This window comes from Streptomyces sp. NPDC030165 (assembly GCF_055573595.1).
Genome location: NZ_JBVIBD010000008.1, coordinates 47,149 through 62,630, shown reverse-complemented (window position 1 = coordinate 62,630; position 15,482 = coordinate 47,149). Strand labels below are relative to the sequence as shown.

Sequence of the window (15,482 nt, the reverse complement as noted above, 5' to 3'; positions counted from 1 at the left end):
GCGGCACCAAGTGGGGCAAGTGAAGCGGTGTGAGCGGTGAGAAGCGGAAGGTGAGGGATTGACGTGGCGGTGCGGCGGCTGAATCACGCGGTGCTCTACGTACGGGACGTGGCGCGCGCGGTGGCCTTCTACACGGAGACGCTGGGTTTCCGGGTGGACTCCGAGATTCCGGGGAGGGCCGCGTTCCTCAGCGCGGAAGGGACCGCCAACGATCACGATCTCGGGCTGTTCGCGGTCGGCGCCGAGGCGCCGGGACCCGAGCACGGCCGGGTGGGGCTCTACCACCTGGCCTGGGAGGTCGGCACACTCGGTGAGCTGGCGGACACGGCCGCGGACCTGGCGGCGCGGGGCGCGCTGGTCGGTGCCTCCGACCACCTGGTGTCCAAGTCGCTGTACGCCAAGGACCCGGACGGCAACGAGTTCGAGGTCATGTGGCGGGTGCCGCGTACGGACTGGCCGGGCCCGGACGAACCGGACCGGATCCGTCCGCTCGATCTCGAAGCCGAGCTGGCGCGCTGGGGACGCGACCTGAAGACGGGCGCGGCGGCCGGCTCGGCCACCTGAGGGCGGCGGGAGGGCGGGGCCCGCCCTCCCGGCGACGGGTCCGGCGGGCCCCAGCGGTCCGGCGGGCCCCGGCAGATCCGGCGGCCCCGGTGGCTCAGGCCGCCTCCCGGGCCTCCGCCGCCCGCGCCGACCAGCGCTTCTCCACCCCGGCCAGCCGCCAGTACGCCAGGGCCGCCGCCCAGACGACCACGAACAGGCCGACGATGATGAAGCCCACGTTGTCCAGGTCGATCGACGAGATCCAGCCGGTCAGGCCGTCCGTCAGGGCCAGCTTCTCGTGCAGGACGGTGACCAGTTCGATGGTCCCGATGAAGAAGGCGACGGCGATCGACAGGCCGGTGATCGTGAGGTTGTAGTACACCTTGCGCACCGGGTTCGAGAACGCCCACTGGTACGCGAAGTTCATGAACGTACCGTCCAGCGTGTCGAAGAGGCTCATCCCCGCCGCGAACAGCAGCGGCAGGACCAGGATCGCGTACCAGGGCAGCCCGGCCGCCGCGCCGCTGCCCGCCATCACCATCAGCGTCACCTCGGTCGCGGTGTCGAAGCCGAGGCCGAAGAGCAGGCCGAGCGGGTACATCTGGCCGGGCCGGGTGATGGAGCGGGTGAAGCGGCCCAGGACGCGGTTCATGAAGCCGCGGGAGTCGAGGTGCTGCTCCAGCTCCGCCTCGTCGTACCGGCCCTGCCGCATCGCGCGGAACACCCGCCAGATGCCCGCCAGCGCGACGAGATTGAGCGCTGCGATCAGGTAGAGGAAGGTGCCGGAGACCGTGGTGCCCACGGTGCCGAGCACCTGGTGGGCGCTCGATCCGTCGTCGAGCAGGGTGCCGGCCAGCTGCGCGCCGCCGGCGACCAGCGCCGCCATGGCGACGACCACGCTGGAGTGCCCGAGCGCGAACCAGAAGCCCACCGAGACGGGGCGCTTGCCGTCGGCCATCAGTTTGCGGGTGGTGTTGTCGATGGCGGCGATGTGGTCGGCGTCGAAAGCGTGCCGCATGCCGAGGGTGTACGCGGTGACGCCGAGGCCGACCCCGAAGACCTGCGAGCCCACGGTGTAGTGGTTCGGCACGACCAGGAGGAAGAGCACGCCGAAGGCGACGACGTGCAGCGCGGCGATGACCGCCATCAGCCCCGCGGTCCGCACGGTGTCCTGACGCCGCCAGCGGAAACCGGAGGGCGGGGGAGAGGAGGCGGAAGGAACGGACGCGGGTGAAGTGAGGGTAGGGGAAGGGGACGGCGAAGAAGCCGGGGACGGCGAAGGGGAATCGGCGGACAGGGACATCCGGTGGTCACGCTCCAGCACCTCGTGGATCATTTCGTGAGATGCCGTGGCCGGTCTCCTGGCTGACGGGTGTACGCGCCCGCCCCGGCCTTCCCGGCCGCGGGCTGCGGCCAGTGGCTCCGTACGGGCGCGGGGCGCGTACGGAAAGGGGCGGGAACTTCCCGATCACAGTGGCGAGGGCCGCTCCGGTCTGGACCCGAAGGACTTCACCGGTCTTCCCGACACCACGGCCCGGACACTCTAACGTCCGGTGGCGGCATGGTCATCGGATCAATGTGCCGGGAACCCGCAGCGCTCTCCGCTCGACTACCTGGTCCTGGGCCCGCAAGGGCGGGCCGTCGGGCAGTCGAGAGGCAGGGAGAGCGGACGTATGCGTTCTCGTGTGGGTCTGGTGGGGCGAGTGAGCCGAGCGGGGTCGATGTGGCCGGTGGCCGGTGGGCGGTCGATGGCGGCGGTGCTGGCGACGCTGGCAGTGGCCGGGCTGGCCACTGGTTGCGGCAGCGGTGACGGACGTACGGCAGCGGGTGCCGCGGACGGCCGGGGCGGCGGAGCGGGTGGCTTTCCCGTCTCGGTCAGCGATTGCGACGGGCGGCGGACGACATTCTCCGAGGCCCCGCGGAAAATCGTCACGAGCAACGCGGCGAGCCTGGAAATGCTGCTCCGGCTGGGAGTGGGCGACCGGGTCGTCGGTACCGGATTCCCGCCGGGAAAGGGCACGTTGCCACCTGATCTCGATGCCCGGGCGCAGCGCGTCCCGGTACTGGGGAAGACGGTGATTCCGAAGGAGAAGCTGCTCGGTTCCGGCGCCGACGTCTATATCGACACGTTCGCTTCCATGGGCAACATGGGCGGGGCGGCGGCCGGCCCGACCGAGGAGGAATTCAGCGCGGCGGGCATCAGACACGTCTACCTGGCCTCGACGGCGTGTGCGCCGCGCAAGAAGGTGCCGCAGCGGGACCTGTCCGCCGTGGAGGGCGACATCCGGCGGCTCGGACAGATCACGGGCGCCTCGAAGCGCGCGATGCAGCTGGTGGCGGAGATGGAGAAGAAGATCTCCTCGGTACGCGAAGCCATCGCGGACGTCCCCGCGGGCAAGCGGCCGTCGTACTTCTTCTTCGATTTCGACGCGGGAACGAAACAGCCCGTCGCGGTCTGCAACCGGCAGGTGGCCAACGCGGTGATGACCGAAGCCGGGGCACGGAACGTCTTCGCGGACTGTGCGAGCGACTTCAAACCGGTGTCGTGGGAGGACGTGGTCGGAAAGAACCCGGACTGGATTCAGCTCGGCGTACGGAACCGGGGAAGCGCCGCGGCCAATGAGAAGGCATTCGACGAGGCCGAGAAGTTCCTCAAGGAGTTTCCGGCCACGGCGGGGCTGCGCGCGGTGAAGGAAGGAAAATTCCTGCGTATCGGCTCCGAGCAGACGACCATCGCCGGAGTGGGGAACGCGGACACGGTGCGGCGGATCGCTAAGACGCTCTACCCGGACCGGCTGGGCAAGGGCCGTCCGGCCGGGGAGCGTCCGGACGAGGCCGGGGCGGGGCGCTGATGGGGCCGTCGGCCTGTGCCGCGGCTGAGGCTCGCACCGCCGGCGCGGCGCGTACCGCAGGGCTCGCCGTCGGCCTGCTGATCGCGCTGCTCGCCGCGCTGACCGCGGCCGTCGCGCTCGGTGCCACCGACATCGCTCCTGCCGAGGTGTGGTCGGTGGTGTTCCGGCGGCTGGGCGGGGCGCCGCCCCGGCCGGGTACGGACGATCTGATCGTCTGGCAGCTACGGGTTCCGAGGGCGCTGCTCGCCGCGCTGGTCGGCGCGGGTCTCGGGCTCGTCGGTACGGCCACCCAGGCGCTGGTGCGCAACCCCCTGGCGGACCCGTACCTGCTGGGTATCTCCAACGGCGCGTCGCTGGGCGCGGTGGCCGCGATCGTGCTGGGCGCGGGCGCTGTGGCGGGGACGGGCGGGGTGTTCGGCGCGGGGAGCACGTTCGGCCTGGGCGGGGGTGTGGGCCTGTCGTCGGCCGCCTTCGCCGGCGCGCTCGCCTCGTTCGCGCTGGTGTGGACGCTGGCCCGCCGGGGCGGCGGCTTCGCGCCGCTGCGGCTGGTGCTGGCCGGAGTCGGCATCGGGCAGTTCCTGGCCGGGTTCACCAGTTATCTCGTGCTGCAGGCCGGGGACGAGCAGCAGACGCGCGGCGTGCTGTTCTGGCTGATGGGCAGCCTCGGCGGCGCCACCTGGGACACGCTCCTCCTGCCGGCCCTCGCCGTACCGGCCGGACTGCTGGTCCTCCAGGGCAGGGCCCGCGCGCTGAACGCGCTGACGATGGGGGACGAGACGGCGGCGAGCGTCGGCGTGGACGTCGTCCGGCTGCGCCGCACGCTGTTCGTGGTGACCAGCCTGCTCACCGGCGTCCTGGTCTCGGTGTCCGGCGCGGTCGCCTTCGTGGGGCTGATGGTGCCGCATCTGTGCAGGCTGATCGTCGGGGGAGACCACCGCAGGCTGCTGCCGCTGGCCGCGCTGACCGGGGCGCTCCTGCTGGTCGTGGTGGACATCGTGTGCCGTACCGCCATGGACGCCCAGGAACTGCCGGTGGGCGTGGTGACGGCGCTGATCGGCGCGCCGGTGCTGCTGTACGTGCTGGACCGGCGGCTGGGAGCGGGAGGGTGAGCGGAAACGGGAGGATGAGCGCAAGCGTGCGTACGGGCAGGGACACAGAAGCAGGCGCGGGCGCGGAAGCAGCCGCCGGCATGCGGATCGACATCGAGGACCTGCGGGTGTCGTACGCCGGCCGGTGTGTGGTGGCCGGGGTGCGTCTGATGGCCGCGCCGGGCGAGATCGCGGGGGTGGTCGGCCCGAACGGCAGCGGCAAGTCCACGGTGCTGCGTACGGTCTACCGGCATCTGCACCCCGAAGCGGGCCGCGTGCTGCTCGCCGGGGAGGACATCCGGGCCATGCCGCCGACGCGCACCGCCCGGCACGTCGCCGCCCTGCCCCAAGAACGCGGCGGCGACTTCGAACTCACCGTCCACGAGGTGGTGGCGATGGGCCGCACCCCGTACAAGCGGGCGTTCGCGGGCGACGACCGCGCCGACCGGGAGACGGTGGCCCGGGCCCTGGCGGACGTGGGGCTGGCCGAGCACGGCGGGCGGCGGTTCTCGGCGCTCTCCGGCGGGGAGCGGCAGCGGGCCCTGCTCGCCCGTGCCTTCGCGCAGGCCCCGGACGTCCTCGTACTGGACGAGCCGACGAACCACCTGGACGTACGGCACCAGGTCGAGCTGCTGGCCCTGCTGCGCGGCCGGGCCTGTACGACGCTCGTCTCGCTGCACGACCTGAACGCGGCGGCCTCCGTCTGCGACCGGCTCCACGTGCTCTCCGGAGGGACGGTGGTGGCGTCTGGCGCGCCGCGCGACGTGCTGACGCCGGAGCTGCTGGCCGAGGTGTTCGGGGTGCGGGCGGCGGTGGTCGACCACCCGCTGACGGGTGATCCGCTGATCGCCGTCGATCAGCGGCAGACCGCCGGCGCGGCCTCCTCACTCGGTACCGGCCGCCCGGCGTCCTCACCCGGCACCGGCCGCCCGGCCTCCTCCGCGTAGTGGCTCGGGCGGCCGTCCCGGTGCACGAGCCGCCCGTGCCGCGCCGCGTCCGCCGCACGCATCAGCCGTACGCCGCCGTCCGCGTCGCGCAGCACGCACGCGTGCCACGGCGTCATCCACACGTCGGGCGCGTCGAGCAGCCGGATGCCGAACTTGGCGGCGCCACGCGGCTGCGGGTGGATGGACAGCCGTACGGCGTCCGGATGGTGCTCGGCGATCAGCGCGCCCCAGGCGCGGCTGCGCTGGATGACCCCGTAGGCACGGCTGCGGCAGGCGCGTTGCAGGGCGGAGCGGGTGCCCGTGAAGCCGGTGGTGTCCTCGAAGAGGAAGCGGGTGATGCCGCGGTACAGGCGCAGTGTCTCGCTGTCCGCCTCGCCGTCGGGGGCGGGCGTACCCCGGGTCTCGGCGCGCAGGGAGCCCAGGGACGGGGCGTACCGGCGGTGCACCTCCGCGCGTTTGGCGTCGCAGGGCAGGTCTGCGTACACGTCCCGCAGGTCGAAGGTGCCGAGGTGGGACAGCCCGGCCGTACTGATCATGGCGCGCAGCGCGTCGTTGTACGCGTCGACGTGCGGGTCCGGGACGCCGATCAGATCGCTGAAGAGGTGCCCGTCCGAGCAGATGACGAGCTGCGCGCCCGGCGCGTACACCTCGCCGATCGCGGCGCAGAGGCCGTCTAGGAAGCGCAGGGCGAGGCGTTCGCCCTCGTCGGGGAGGCGGCCGACGACCTTGGCGGGGTTGGGGGACTTGCAGGGGAAGCCGGGGAGCGTGAAGCGGATGGGGCGGCGGGCGGCCACCAGTTCTTCCAGCTGACGGAGTTGGTACGGGAAGTGGTCGGGGGCGGCCTGGCCTGCGGCCGGCATCTCCAGGGCGCGGCGGTGCGGGAGGAGGGTGGTGAGGATGGTGGTCGCCGTGCTGGTCATCGGGCGTCTCCGGTGGCGCCGAAGGGGCAGCCGCGAGCGGCACCGGAACGTGTTGCCGGGAGATGCCTCACGGGGGGACGTTCTGCCGTGCGATGTTCCGCCGCGAGGGAGCCGTACGTGACCGGAAGTTCGCCGACACCCCGTGCGAGCACCGCCGGTATCCAGTTCAGCTCGCGGTCCGGTACGGCCAGGCAAAGGCCCGGCAGGCGGCGGAGCAGCGTCTCCAGGGCGATGTGCAGTTCGGTACGGGCCAGCGTGGCGCCCGGGCAGAAGTGGATGCCGTGGCCGAAGGTGAGGTGGGGGTTGGGGGACCGGCCGAGGTCCAGTGTGTCGGGCGCGGGGAAGCGGGCGGGATCGCGGTTGGCCGCGCACAGCGAGACGATCACGGAGTCGCCGGCCGGGACGCGGGTGCCGGACACGTCCGCGTCCTCGGCGAGGAAGCGCCAGGTGGTCAGCTCGAAAGCGCTGTCGTAACGGAGCAGTTCCTCGACGGCGCGGGGGAGGAGGGCGGGGTCGGCGCGGAGTGCCGGGAGGTGGTGGGGATGGCGCAGCAGGGCGATCAGGGCCGTCGTGATCTGGTTGGTGACGGGTTCCTGTCCGGCGACGAGGAGCTGGAAGATCATGGAGTCCAGTTCGGCTCCGTCCAGGGCTCCTTCGTCGTGGGCGGCGACGAGGCGGGAGAGCAGGTCGGTGCCGCGGTCCTGCCGTTTGCCGCGTTCCTGTTCGTCGCATTCCAGTGGCTTGTCGAGTTGCTGCTGTTTGTCGCGTTCCAGCCCGGCCCGCTTGTGGCGTACCAGCTCGGCGATGTAGTCCTGAAGGCCGCGCAGTCTCGCCTCGTACGCCGGGCGGCCCGGATCCTCCGGCCCGACGGGCTGGACGACTTTGCCCCAGTCCCGGTCGAAGCGCCGGGCGAACTCGTCCGGCAGGCCGATGACCTCGGCGAGTACGAGGAAGGGGAAGCGGGCGGCGAACGACGCGACGAGATCGACGGTGGCGTCGTGCGGGGCCGGGCCGGCGGGCGGCAGCTCGTCCAGCAGCGCGTCCGCCAGGGCCTCGAAGCGCGGGCGGCGTTCCGCGACGCGTCTGGGGGCGAAGGCGTCGGTGATCAGCCGGCGCAGGGCGGTGTGCCGGGGCGGGTCCTGGTGCAGCAGGTGTACCTGGAGCTGTGAGTGCTGCGGCTCCGGCATGATCGAGGCGCGGGCGCGCCAGGCCGCGTTGCCCCGGGAGTGGTGTTTGCCCAGCCGGGGGTCGTTGAGTGCCTGGTGGGCGGCCTCGTGACCGGTGATGAGCCAGGCGCACACGCCGCTCGGGAACCGGACGCGGTGGACCGGACCGCGCTCGCGCAGCTCGGTGTAGAGGGGGTACGGGTCACGCTTGTAGCCCTCTCCGTAGAGGGGGAGTGGTTCAGGGAGGGACATGGGGCGCGTCTCCTTGGTGGTGGGTGACGGAGTGGGGCAGTCGGGGCGGGCAGGTGGGCAGGGCCGTCTGACGGCCGTTGGGCGGACGCCGGACGCCGGACGGTGATCGGTGATCAGAAGGCCAGTTCCGGCCGGTGGTCCTCCAGCCACAGCGCCAGGTCGACGACGCGTTCCAGGCGCAGGCGGTGGCCCCACTGGAGGTGCTCGGGCGGGGTGTCGAGGCAGGTCTTGACGACGCCCTCGTCCACCAGGTCGCGGACGCGGCCCTGACCGGCCGCGAGCGCGTCGCGAGCCATGTCCTGGAGGCCGCGGTTGTACGCCGGGTGGTGGGTGGCCGGGTAGTGGTTCTTGGGGCGGTGGAGTACGGAGTGCGGGGCGAGGCGGGCGCCGGCGGCGCGCAGCAGGCTCTTCTCCCGCCCGTCGAAGTCCTGGAGCGCGGCCGGGGCGTTGAAGGCGTACTCGACGAGGCGGTGATCGCAGTACGGCACCCGCACCTCCAGCCCCCGCGCCATGCTGAGCCGGTCCTTGCGGTGCAGCAGCTGGCGCAGCCAGCGGGTCAGGGACAGGTGCTGGAGTTCGCGCCGGCGGTGCTGTGCCGGTGTCTCGCCGTCCAGGTGCGGGACGGCGGCCAGCGCCGACCGGTACGTGTCGGCCCGGAACTCGCCGACGCGCAGCGTCGCCGCGAGCGCCGGGTGCAGTGGCATGGCGGCCTCGTCGCCGGTCACCAGCAGCCAGGGGAAGGTGCCGGCGTCCCGCGCGGCGGGGCTGCGGAACCAGGGGTAGCCGCCGAAGACCTCGTCGGCCGCCTCGCCGGACAGCGCGACCGTCGAGTGCCGGGCCATCTCGCCGAAGAGGAGGTACAGCGAGGTGTCCATGTCGCCGACGCCGATGGGCGAGTCGCGGGCCGCCACCACGGCCGCGCGGTGTGCCGGGTCCAGCAGTTCGCGCGGGTCGAGGACGACGAGGTGGTGGTCGGTGCCGATGAAGGCGGCTGCCTCGGCGGCGTACGGGGTGTCGTGGCCGGTGCGCAGGACATCGCCGGTGAAGCGTTCCATCTGGTCGCTGTAATCGACCGCGTACGAACGCAGCCGGGCCGGGACCGAAAGGGCCGCGGACCTCTCCCGTATGCGCAGCTCGTCCGCCAGCAACGCGGTCAGAACGGTGGAGTCGAGACCTCCGGAGAGCAGCGTGCACAAGGGCACGTCCGCCTCCGACTGGGCGCGGGCGGCCCGCTCCACATGGGAGCGGACGGCGTCCACCGTCGCGGCGACCCCGGCGTCCGGATGCGGACGGGCTTCGAGGCGCCAGTGGACGCGCTCGGTCAGACCGCTCCGGTCGAAGACGGCCACGCCGCCGGGCTGCACCTCGCGCACCCCCGACCAGAGCGTCTCCCCGGTACCGAAGACCAGGCTGTACGCCTCGCGCATCCCCTGCGCGTCGACGCGCGGCCGGCACGCGGGGTGCGCGAACAGGGCCTTGGGCTCGGAAGCGAAGACCAGGCCGCCGGGAACCTCGGCGAAGAACAGCGGTTTGACACCCAGCCGGTCGCGTACCAGGAGGAGCCGCTCACGACGGGCATCCCAGACCGCAAAGGCGTACATGCCCTCCAGGCGCTCGGTGAGGCCGTCGCCCCACTCCAGGTAGGCGCGCAGCACGACTTCGGTGTCGCTGCGCGTCGCGAAACGGTGCCCGCGTGACCGGAGTTCGGCACGCAGGGCGTGGTGGTTGTAGATCTCGCCGCTGTAGGTGAGGACGGCTTCCGGCGGGTGGTGGGGCGGCACCGCTCTTCCGGGGCGCGGGGGTACGGGCGCGACGGCGGGCGCGGTCATGGGCTGCGTACCGCCTTCGAGGTCCAGGACGGCCAGGCGACGGTGTCCGATCGCGGCGTACGGGCCGCACCAGGTGCCCGAGGCGTCAGGGCCACGGAGGGCCAGCGCGGCCGTCATCCGCTCGATGACAGATGCCTGGGCGCGGGGGGTCTCGTGGCCCTCGTGGTCGTCGCGGTTCTCATGGCCGTCGGGGCCCTCGCGGTACGAGATCCATCCGGTGATGCCACACATGGCCCGAACTCCTCGGCGGTCGGTCGAATGTCCGCGTACACGCCGGAGACCGGTCGTGCGCGCGCTTCACTCAGAGGTCGGGCGGAATGCGCGGTGAGTTCCCGACGCGGTACGGGAATTCCGTCGGCACTTCTGCCGAGGCGCGCGCCGGGGCTTGCCGGGGTTGCGGGAATCGCGACGCGGGGGTGCGGTCAACGGTGGCCGGAACCCTAGGTAGTCGGGCTGGCGGGCGGTCCGGTTCCGTCGTGTGGCCAGGACAAACCTCACGTGGGAGGGGGAGCGGTCCGGGAGGGGGCGGGAGGCGAATGCCGTGTCAGGATGGCTGCTTCGGGCTGGCCGGTCGGTGAGTTGCTGCTTGTGGCGCGCGGAATTCTCCGGAGTTTCCGCGTGCCTTGGCCGCGTCCTGTTCCCGTGCCCTCGTTCTCCGTTCCTCGGGAAATTTCCCTTTCCTTCTCCTTTCCTCTTCCGTCGTCTGTGTATCGGAGCGGCCATGCCTCTCGTACGGCGTCTGTCATCCGTGTTGCCCGCGAAACCGGTGATCGGGTTCGTGGCGCTGCTCGCCGTCCTGTTCGTGTGCGCGTACGTGGTGGGGTCGGCAGCCGGACCCGTGGCGCCGGGCATCCGGCCGAGCGGCACGCTCCCCGGAGGTCCGCAACAACCCGGGAACGGCGACTCCATGAACGGCACGAACGGAATGGATGGCATGAACGGCATGGGCGGCATGGGATGAGCGAGCGCGTCACCGTACTGACGGTGGGCGGGATGACCTGCGCCGCGTGCGTGAACCGGGTGGAGAAGAAGCTCGGCCGGCTCGACGGGGTGACCGCCACGGTGAATCTGGCCACCGGAAAGGCCCGCGTCAGCCACCCGGCCACGCTGCCGGTGTACGACCTCGTGGCGACGGTGGAGGCCGCCGGGTTCACGGCGGAGATCCCGAAGGCCCAACTGCCGGAACCGGTGCGGGAAGCGCCGTCCCCCGAAAGGGAGGCGCCAGGCACCGAACGCAACCGCCTGCTCGTCACCGCGCTGCTGTCCGTCCCCGTACTCGTCCTCTCGATGGTCCCCGCCTGGCAGTTCCGCAACTGGCAGTGGCTCTGCTTCGCACTGACCGCGCCGGTCGCCGTCTGGAGCGCCCTGCCGTTCCACCGCCGCGCGTTCCGCGGCCTGCGGCACGGCGCCGCGACGATGGACACCCTGGTCTCCCTCGGCGTGGCCGCCTCGTTCGCCTGGTCCGCATACGCGCTCTTCCTGAGCGGCGGCACCGCGCACATCTATCTGGAAGCGGCTGTCGGCGTACCGCTGTTCGTCCTCGCGGGGCGGCGGCTGGAGGCCGGGGCCCGTCGCGGTACGGGGTCCGCGCTGCGGGCGCTGGCCGAACTGGTCGGCAACGAGGTGTCCGTACGGGTACCTGCCGCCGACGTCACGGACCGTGGCTCCGGCAGTGGGCCCGGGGGCACCGCCCGCACCGTGGAACGCCGCATTCCGGTGGCCCGGCTCCAGGTCGGCGACCGGTTCCTGGTACGCCCCGGGGAGCGGGTGGCCACCGACGGCACGGTGCTGGACGGCAGCTCCGCCCTCGACCTGTCCCTCGTCACCGGCGAGAGCAGCCCGGTGGAGGTCGGGCCGGGTGCGGCGGTCGTCGGCGGTGCGGTGAACGTGGGCGGCCTGCTCGAAGTACGGGCTGCCGCGGTCGGCGCGGACACCCGGCTGGCCCGGATCACCCGCCTTGTGGAGGAGGCGCAGACCGGCAAGACCCGGGTGCAGCGCCTGGCCGACGCGGTCGCGGGGGTCTTCGTGCCGGCGGTGCTGGCGGTGTCCGTGACCGTCCTCGGTTTCTGGCTGGGCGCGGGCGCCGACCCGCAGGCGGCGGTGACCGCCGCGGTGGCCGTCCTGGTCGTCGCCTGTCCCTGTGCACTCGGACTGGCCACTCCCACCGCGCTGCTGGCCGCCACCGGGCGAGGTGCGCAGCTGGGCATCCTCGTCAGCGGACCGCAGGCCCTGGAACGGCTGCGGCGCATCGACACGCTGGTGCTGGACAAGACCGGCACACTGACCACGGGACGGATGAGCGTGGTCGCCGTGACGGCCCGTACGGAGGCCACGGAAGGCATGGCGGCCGCGGCCGCGCAGACTTCGCACGCCCCCTGCCTCACCGCCGACGAAATCATTCGCCTCGCCGCCGCCGTGGAGCACGGCTCCGAACACCCTCTGGCGCGCGCCATCACCGCGTACGGCGACCTGCGCCGCACAGCCCTCGCCGAGCACCGGCCGCCACCCACCGCACGCCACTTCGCCGCGACCGCGGGGTACGGCGTGACCGGCGAGGTGGACGGGCGGCCGGTGACCGTCGGGCGGCCCGGCGAGCTGACGGAACTGCCCGCCTCGCTCGCGGACGCCGTCCGTACGGCCGAGACCGCCGGGCACACCGCCGTACTGGTGACCGTCGACGGCACCCCGCAGGCCGTCGTCGCCATCGGCGACACGCTGCGGCCCGACTGCTACCGGGCCGTCGACCATCTGCGCCGCCTGGGCCTGCGGCCGGTGCTGGCCACCGGGGACCGGGCGGCCACCGCGCGGACCGTCGCCGGGCACCTCGGCATCACCGAGATCCACGCCGGGGCCCTCCCGGAGGAGAAGGCCGCGCTGGTCACCACGTTGAAGGAACACGGTGGCCGGGTCGCGGTGGTCGGGGACGGCGTCAACGACGCGGCCGCCCTGGCCCGCGCCGATCTGGGCATCGCCATGGGCAGCGGTACGGACGCGGCGATCGGCGCGGCCGACGTCACCGTGCTGCGCGAGGACCTCCAGGCCGTACCCGACGCCGTACGGCTGGCCCGGCGCACCCTGGGCACCATCCGCGCCAACCTCGTCTGGGCCTTCGGCTACAACCTGGTCACCGTGCCGCTCGCCGCCGTCGGACGGCTGGACCCGATGATCGCGGCTGCCGCGATGTCCGCGAGTTCGCTGCTGGTGGTGGGCAACAGCCTGCGGCTACGGGCATGGCAGCCGGGCGGCCGGAAGGGGGGCGACCGGCGGTCCGGTGCACCTGGGCGACGCGCCGCGGCCGACACCGTCCACACCTTCTCCGCAACTTCTCGGGACACCCCATGACGCCTGCCTCCACCACCACAAACACCCCAACCCCCGCTCGCACCTCCCATACATCCCATACCTCCCGCACCCTCCGTTCCGCCCGTTCCGTCCTACGCTCCGCCGCCGTCCCCCTCCTCACAGGCGTGCTGACGCTCGGCTGCCTCACCATCTGGACCGTCACCGGCAACGCGGGCACTCCGCCCCGGCTGCACGTGAGCGACGGCCGCATCCTCACCGCCTCCAACACGGAAGCCACCGCCGCCTTCTTCACCATCAGCAACACCGGTACCACCGCCGACGAACTGACAGGCGTCACCGGCCCCGCCGGACTACAGGCCATGGTCGGCCGCGATGTCGAGTTCGCCGTGGGAGCACACCGGATGGAGATGGCCGGCGCCGTCCCCGTCCCGGCGCGCGGCGAACTGCGCATGGCACCGACCGGCCTGGACATCATGGTCAGCCCGCCACCGCGCCTCGAACCGGGCGACCGGCTCACCTTCACCCTGCACTTCCGCGACAGCGGCCCCGTCACGGCCCAGGCCGTCGCCGTACGCCCGGGACAGCTGCGCCCCTGATCCGGCCCGACGCCCCGGCCGAAGACCGGTGCCCCGGGCGCGCGCCCGGGGCACCGGTCTGTTCAGGCACCTGCTTCGGGCATCGCCCTTACGCGGCAGAGCCCGCCGGTACGCGCCCGTGCGCCCGTCCGAGCGCGCCGACGGCGCACGCCTGGCCCGCCTCCGGGCGCTCTTCGCGCTCTTCCTGCTCCGCCAGCAGCGACACCAGCGTTTCGCGGGCTCTCGCCACGCGGGAACGCACCGTCCCCACCGGGCAGTCGGCGATCGCCGCCGCCTCCGCGTACGGCAGGCCCAGCAACTGGGTCAGCACGAACGCCTCCCGGCGGGGCCCGGGCAGTGCCGACAGCAGTTCGGTGAGGGCGATGCCTTCGTCGAAGCCGGGTACGCCACGCGGCTGTGCCCTTTCCACCGCGGTTTGCCAGTCCTCGGTCCCGGCGAGCCGGGGCCTGCTGGCCATCGACCGCAGCCGGTCGGCGACCGTCCGGCGTGCGATGGCCAGCAGCCAGGTACGGGCCGACGACCGGCCCTCGAACCGGGGCAGGCTGCGCAGCGCCCGCAGGTACGTGTCCTGCACCAAGTCGTCGGCGGCCTGTGCGTCGCCGCTGAGGTGCGTGACGTAACGGCGTACGTCCAGCTGTGTGGCGCGGACGAAACGTTCCACAGCCTTCTCGTCGCCAGTACGGGCCGCCAGGGCCCAGTCCGTCACCGCGCTGTCATCGCGCACGCTGCACCTCCTCGCCACCGGCCAGGGATGCGCGGCCGCGCACGTCGGGGAGGATGGGGGCATGCACTGCTCGCGCGTACGTACCGCCGTCTCCGCCCGCCTGGACGGCGAACAGCTGCCGCCGGGTGTCACGGGCAAGCAGCTCGACGCCCACCTGGCGGGGTGCGCGGACTGCCGTCTCTGGTCGGAGCGGGCTGCCCGGTTGCGGCTCCTCACCTCGGACGCGCGGAACGCACCCAGCGGTGACGCGTCGGCTGCTCTGGACGGCTTGCTCGACCGGCTGCGGCGGCCGGCCGCGCAGGACAGGAGTCATCATCAGTAGTCCTTCGGGAGAGCCGGTCCCGCCCCGCCGCGTACGGAACGGACGACGGCGAACGGGACCGGTGGCGATTACAAGGACCAGGACGGGAACGAACCGGATGGCATCGGCTCGAACGAACGGAACCGGATGGCATCGGTTCGGCGGCACGGCAGGTACCAAGTCCTGGGTGTGACCGTGCTGTCAGCAGACAGCGGTCTCCCGGGGCGGGCCGCGGAGCCAGATGACGTGGACGAGGATCAGCCGCCGCAGGGGCTGCCGGGGCTCGCGGCGTACCGGGCGGGCAGGCCGGGGCGGCTCGGGCAGGACCGCGCGCAGGACGAGGACGAGCGGTACGAAGAGCCGTACGGAGACGGTCCGTACGACGCGGAACGCCGCCCGTTCGCCGCCGCACAGCCACCAGGCGCTCAGCAGCGCGACCAGGACGTGGGCCGCGATCATGCCGGTCATGCTGCCCGTACCGGCCATGTCGTGCATCTGGTGCGATGCGGTCATGACGTGCGCCCCGTGCATCCCGTGCGCTCCGTGCATCCCGGCCACGGCCTCGCCGTACTGCCGCCCGATGCCCGCGTCGTGCAGCATCTGTTCGGCCTCGCGCTGCGGGATCGGGCCGACCGTGCCGCACATCAGCGAGGCTGCCCACCGCTGGGCCAGGGACGCCTGCTCGCCGCCGGTCCCGGCGGCGGACAGGCCGGCCGCGACCGACTGGCCGAAGGAGAAGGCGGAGTGCAGCGCGGCCTGCGTCGCCAGCGTCAGCGAGGTCACGAACAGCGGCCCCCGCTCGCGCCCGGCGAGGCACCACGCTCCGCAGGCCGTCAGCGTCACCGCGCCGAACAGCACCCACCAGGGCACGGGCGCGCCGGACATGAGGGCGTGGCCGAGGGCGGCGAGCAGCACACACACCGCCGCGAACACCCCGGCCCGCAAACCTCTGAGAACACGC

14 protein-coding genes and 1 riboswitch are annotated in these 15,482 nt (G+C 72.8%); of the genes, 8 read left to right on the top strand and 6 right to left on the bottom strand.

Translation table 11 applies throughout. The features are described 5' to 3' along the window. Positions 1-63 precede the first annotated feature (63 nt). A complete protein-coding gene (locus ACZ4Z1_RS16975; RefSeq protein ID WP_468487382.1) occupies positions 64-564 on the top strand; it encodes a VOC family protein in 501 nt (166 codons plus the stop codon). 94 nt (positions 565-658) lie between these two features. Here ACZ4Z1_RS16975 and nicT read toward each other — a convergent pair whose 3' ends face one another. Then, positions 659-1,879 carry a Nickel transporter NicT gene (nicT, locus tag ACZ4Z1_RS16970; protein WP_468487381.1) on the bottom strand — a complete coding sequence of 407 codons (1,221 nt, stop codon included), beginning with the start codon at positions 1,877-1,879 and terminating at the stop codon, positions 659-661. Further along, positions 1,878-2,090, bottom strand: a riboswitch (cobalamin riboswitch). Its footprint overlaps the gene before it by 2 nt. 201 nt (positions 2,091-2,291) lie before the next feature. Here nicT and ACZ4Z1_RS16965 point away from each other — a divergent pair. The 3 genes from ACZ4Z1_RS16965 (at position 2,292) to ACZ4Z1_RS16955 (ending at position 5,430) form a co-directional block, all read left to right on the top strand. Continuing rightward, on the top strand, positions 2,292-3,395 hold the full coding sequence (locus tag ACZ4Z1_RS16965) for an ABC transporter substrate-binding protein (RefSeq protein WP_468487611.1): 1,104 nt from the start codon (positions 2,292-2,294) through the stop codon (positions 3,393-3,395). Beyond that, positions 3,395-4,504, top strand: a complete 1,110-nt coding sequence (locus ACZ4Z1_RS16960; protein WP_468487380.1) for a FecCD family ABC transporter permease — start codon at positions 3,395-3,397, stop codon at positions 4,502-4,504. The genes ACZ4Z1_RS16965 and ACZ4Z1_RS16960 overlap by 1 nt, the downstream gene beginning before the upstream one ends. 80 nt (positions 4,505-4,584) lie before the next feature. After that, positions 4,585-5,430: an ABC transporter ATP-binding protein gene (locus ACZ4Z1_RS16955; RefSeq protein WP_468487610.1), complete on the top strand. Its 846-nt coding sequence runs from the start codon at positions 4,585-4,587 to the stop codon at positions 5,428-5,430. Here the strand turns inward: ACZ4Z1_RS16955 and ACZ4Z1_RS16950 are convergent. From ACZ4Z1_RS16950 to asnB, 3 genes are all read right to left on the bottom strand, one after another. Continuing rightward, positions 5,340-6,350, bottom strand: coding sequence for an L-tyrosine/L-tryptophan isonitrile synthase family protein (locus ACZ4Z1_RS16950; protein WP_468487379.1), 1,011 nt, complete (start codon positions 6,348-6,350; stop codon positions 5,340-5,342). The genes ACZ4Z1_RS16955 and ACZ4Z1_RS16950 overlap by 91 nt on opposite strands. Next, positions 6,347-7,768: a cytochrome P450 family protein gene (locus tag ACZ4Z1_RS16945; protein WP_468487378.1), complete on the bottom strand. Its 1,422-nt coding sequence runs from the start codon at positions 7,766-7,768 to the stop codon at positions 6,347-6,349. The genes ACZ4Z1_RS16950 and ACZ4Z1_RS16945 overlap by 4 nt, the downstream gene beginning before the upstream one ends. A 113-nt stretch (positions 7,769-7,881) precedes the next feature. After that, positions 7,882-9,828, bottom strand: a complete 1,947-nt coding sequence (gene asnB / locus ACZ4Z1_RS16940) for an asparagine synthase (glutamine-hydrolyzing) (protein ID WP_468487377.1) — start codon at positions 9,826-9,828, stop codon at positions 7,882-7,884. 490 nt (positions 9,829-10,318) lie between these two features. Here asnB and ACZ4Z1_RS16935 point away from each other — a divergent pair, with 490 nt between their 5' ends. The 3 genes from ACZ4Z1_RS16935 (at position 10,319) to ACZ4Z1_RS16925 (ending at position 13,496) form a co-directional block, all read left to right on the top strand. After that, the gene (locus tag ACZ4Z1_RS16935; protein ID WP_468487376.1) at positions 10,319-10,558 is read left to right on the top strand and encodes a hypothetical protein; all 240 of its coding nucleotides are present in this window, start codon (positions 10,319-10,321) and stop codon (positions 10,556-10,558) included. Next, positions 10,555-12,939 carry a heavy metal translocating P-type ATPase gene (locus ACZ4Z1_RS16930; RefSeq protein ID WP_468487375.1) on the top strand — a complete coding sequence of 795 codons (2,385 nt, stop codon included), beginning with the start codon at positions 10,555-10,557 and terminating at the stop codon, positions 12,937-12,939. Before ACZ4Z1_RS16935 ends, ACZ4Z1_RS16930 begins: the two co-directional genes overlap by 4 nt. A gap of 125 nt (positions 12,940-13,064) precedes the next feature. Continuing rightward, a complete protein-coding gene (locus ACZ4Z1_RS16925) occupies positions 13,065-13,496 on the top strand; it encodes a copper chaperone PCu(A)C (protein WP_468487374.1) in 432 nt (143 codons plus the stop codon). Between the two features lie 88 nt (positions 13,497-13,584). On the opposite strand, the gene ACZ4Z1_RS16920 is transcribed toward ACZ4Z1_RS16925, so the two are convergent. Continuing rightward, the gene (locus ACZ4Z1_RS16920; RefSeq protein WP_468487373.1) at positions 13,585-14,220 is read right to left on the bottom strand and encodes a sigma-70 family RNA polymerase sigma factor; all 636 of its coding nucleotides are present in this window, start codon (positions 14,218-14,220) and stop codon (positions 13,585-13,587) included. A gap of 61 nt (positions 14,221-14,281) precedes the next feature. Between ACZ4Z1_RS16920 and ACZ4Z1_RS16915 the strand changes: the two genes are divergently transcribed. Continuing rightward, the gene (locus tag ACZ4Z1_RS16915; protein ID WP_468487372.1) at positions 14,282-14,542 is read left to right on the top strand and encodes a zf-HC2 domain-containing protein; all 261 of its coding nucleotides are present in this window, start codon (positions 14,282-14,284) and stop codon (positions 14,540-14,542) included. A 180-nt stretch (positions 14,543-14,722) separates the two neighbouring features. Here ACZ4Z1_RS16915 and ACZ4Z1_RS16910 read toward each other — a convergent pair whose 3' ends face one another. Continuing rightward, positions 14,723-15,454, bottom strand: a complete 732-nt coding sequence (locus tag ACZ4Z1_RS16910) for a PE-PGRS family protein (RefSeq protein WP_468487371.1) — start codon at positions 15,452-15,454, stop codon at positions 14,723-14,725. Positions 15,455-15,482: the final 28 nt, after the last annotated feature.

Coding starts and splice junctions, on each gene's coding strand:
- nicT (WP_468487381.1), bottom strand. CDS start 1,879: ATGATCCACGAGGTGCTGGAGCGTGACCACCGGATGTCCCTGTCCGCC.
- ACZ4Z1_RS16965 (WP_468487611.1), top strand. CDS start 2,292: ATGGCGGCGGTGCTGGCGACGCTGGCAGTGGCCGGGCTGGCCACTGGT.
- ACZ4Z1_RS16960 (WP_468487380.1), top strand. CDS start 3,395: ATGGGGCCGTCGGCCTGTGCCGCGGCTGAGGCTCGCACCGCCGGCGCG.
- ACZ4Z1_RS16955 (WP_468487610.1), top strand. CDS start 4,585: ATGCGGATCGACATCGAGGACCTGCGGGTGTCGTACGCCGGCCGGTGT.
- ACZ4Z1_RS16950 (WP_468487379.1), bottom strand. CDS start 6,350: ATGACCAGCACGGCGACCACCATCCTCACCACCCTCCTCCCGCACCGC.
- ACZ4Z1_RS16945 (WP_468487378.1), bottom strand. CDS start 7,768: ATGTCCCTCCCTGAACCACTCCCCCTCTACGGAGAGGGCTACAAGCGT.
- asnB (WP_468487377.1), bottom strand. CDS start 9,828: ATGTGTGGCATCACCGGATGGATCTCGTACCGCGAGGGCCCCGACGGC.
- ACZ4Z1_RS16935 (WP_468487376.1), top strand. CDS start 10,319: ATGCCTCTCGTACGGCGTCTGTCATCCGTGTTGCCCGCGAAACCGGTG.
- ACZ4Z1_RS16930 (WP_468487375.1), top strand. CDS start 10,555: ATGAGCGAGCGCGTCACCGTACTGACGGTGGGCGGGATGACCTGCGCC.
- ACZ4Z1_RS16915 (WP_468487372.1), top strand. CDS start 14,282: ATGCACTGCTCGCGCGTACGTACCGCCGTCTCCGCCCGCCTGGACGGC.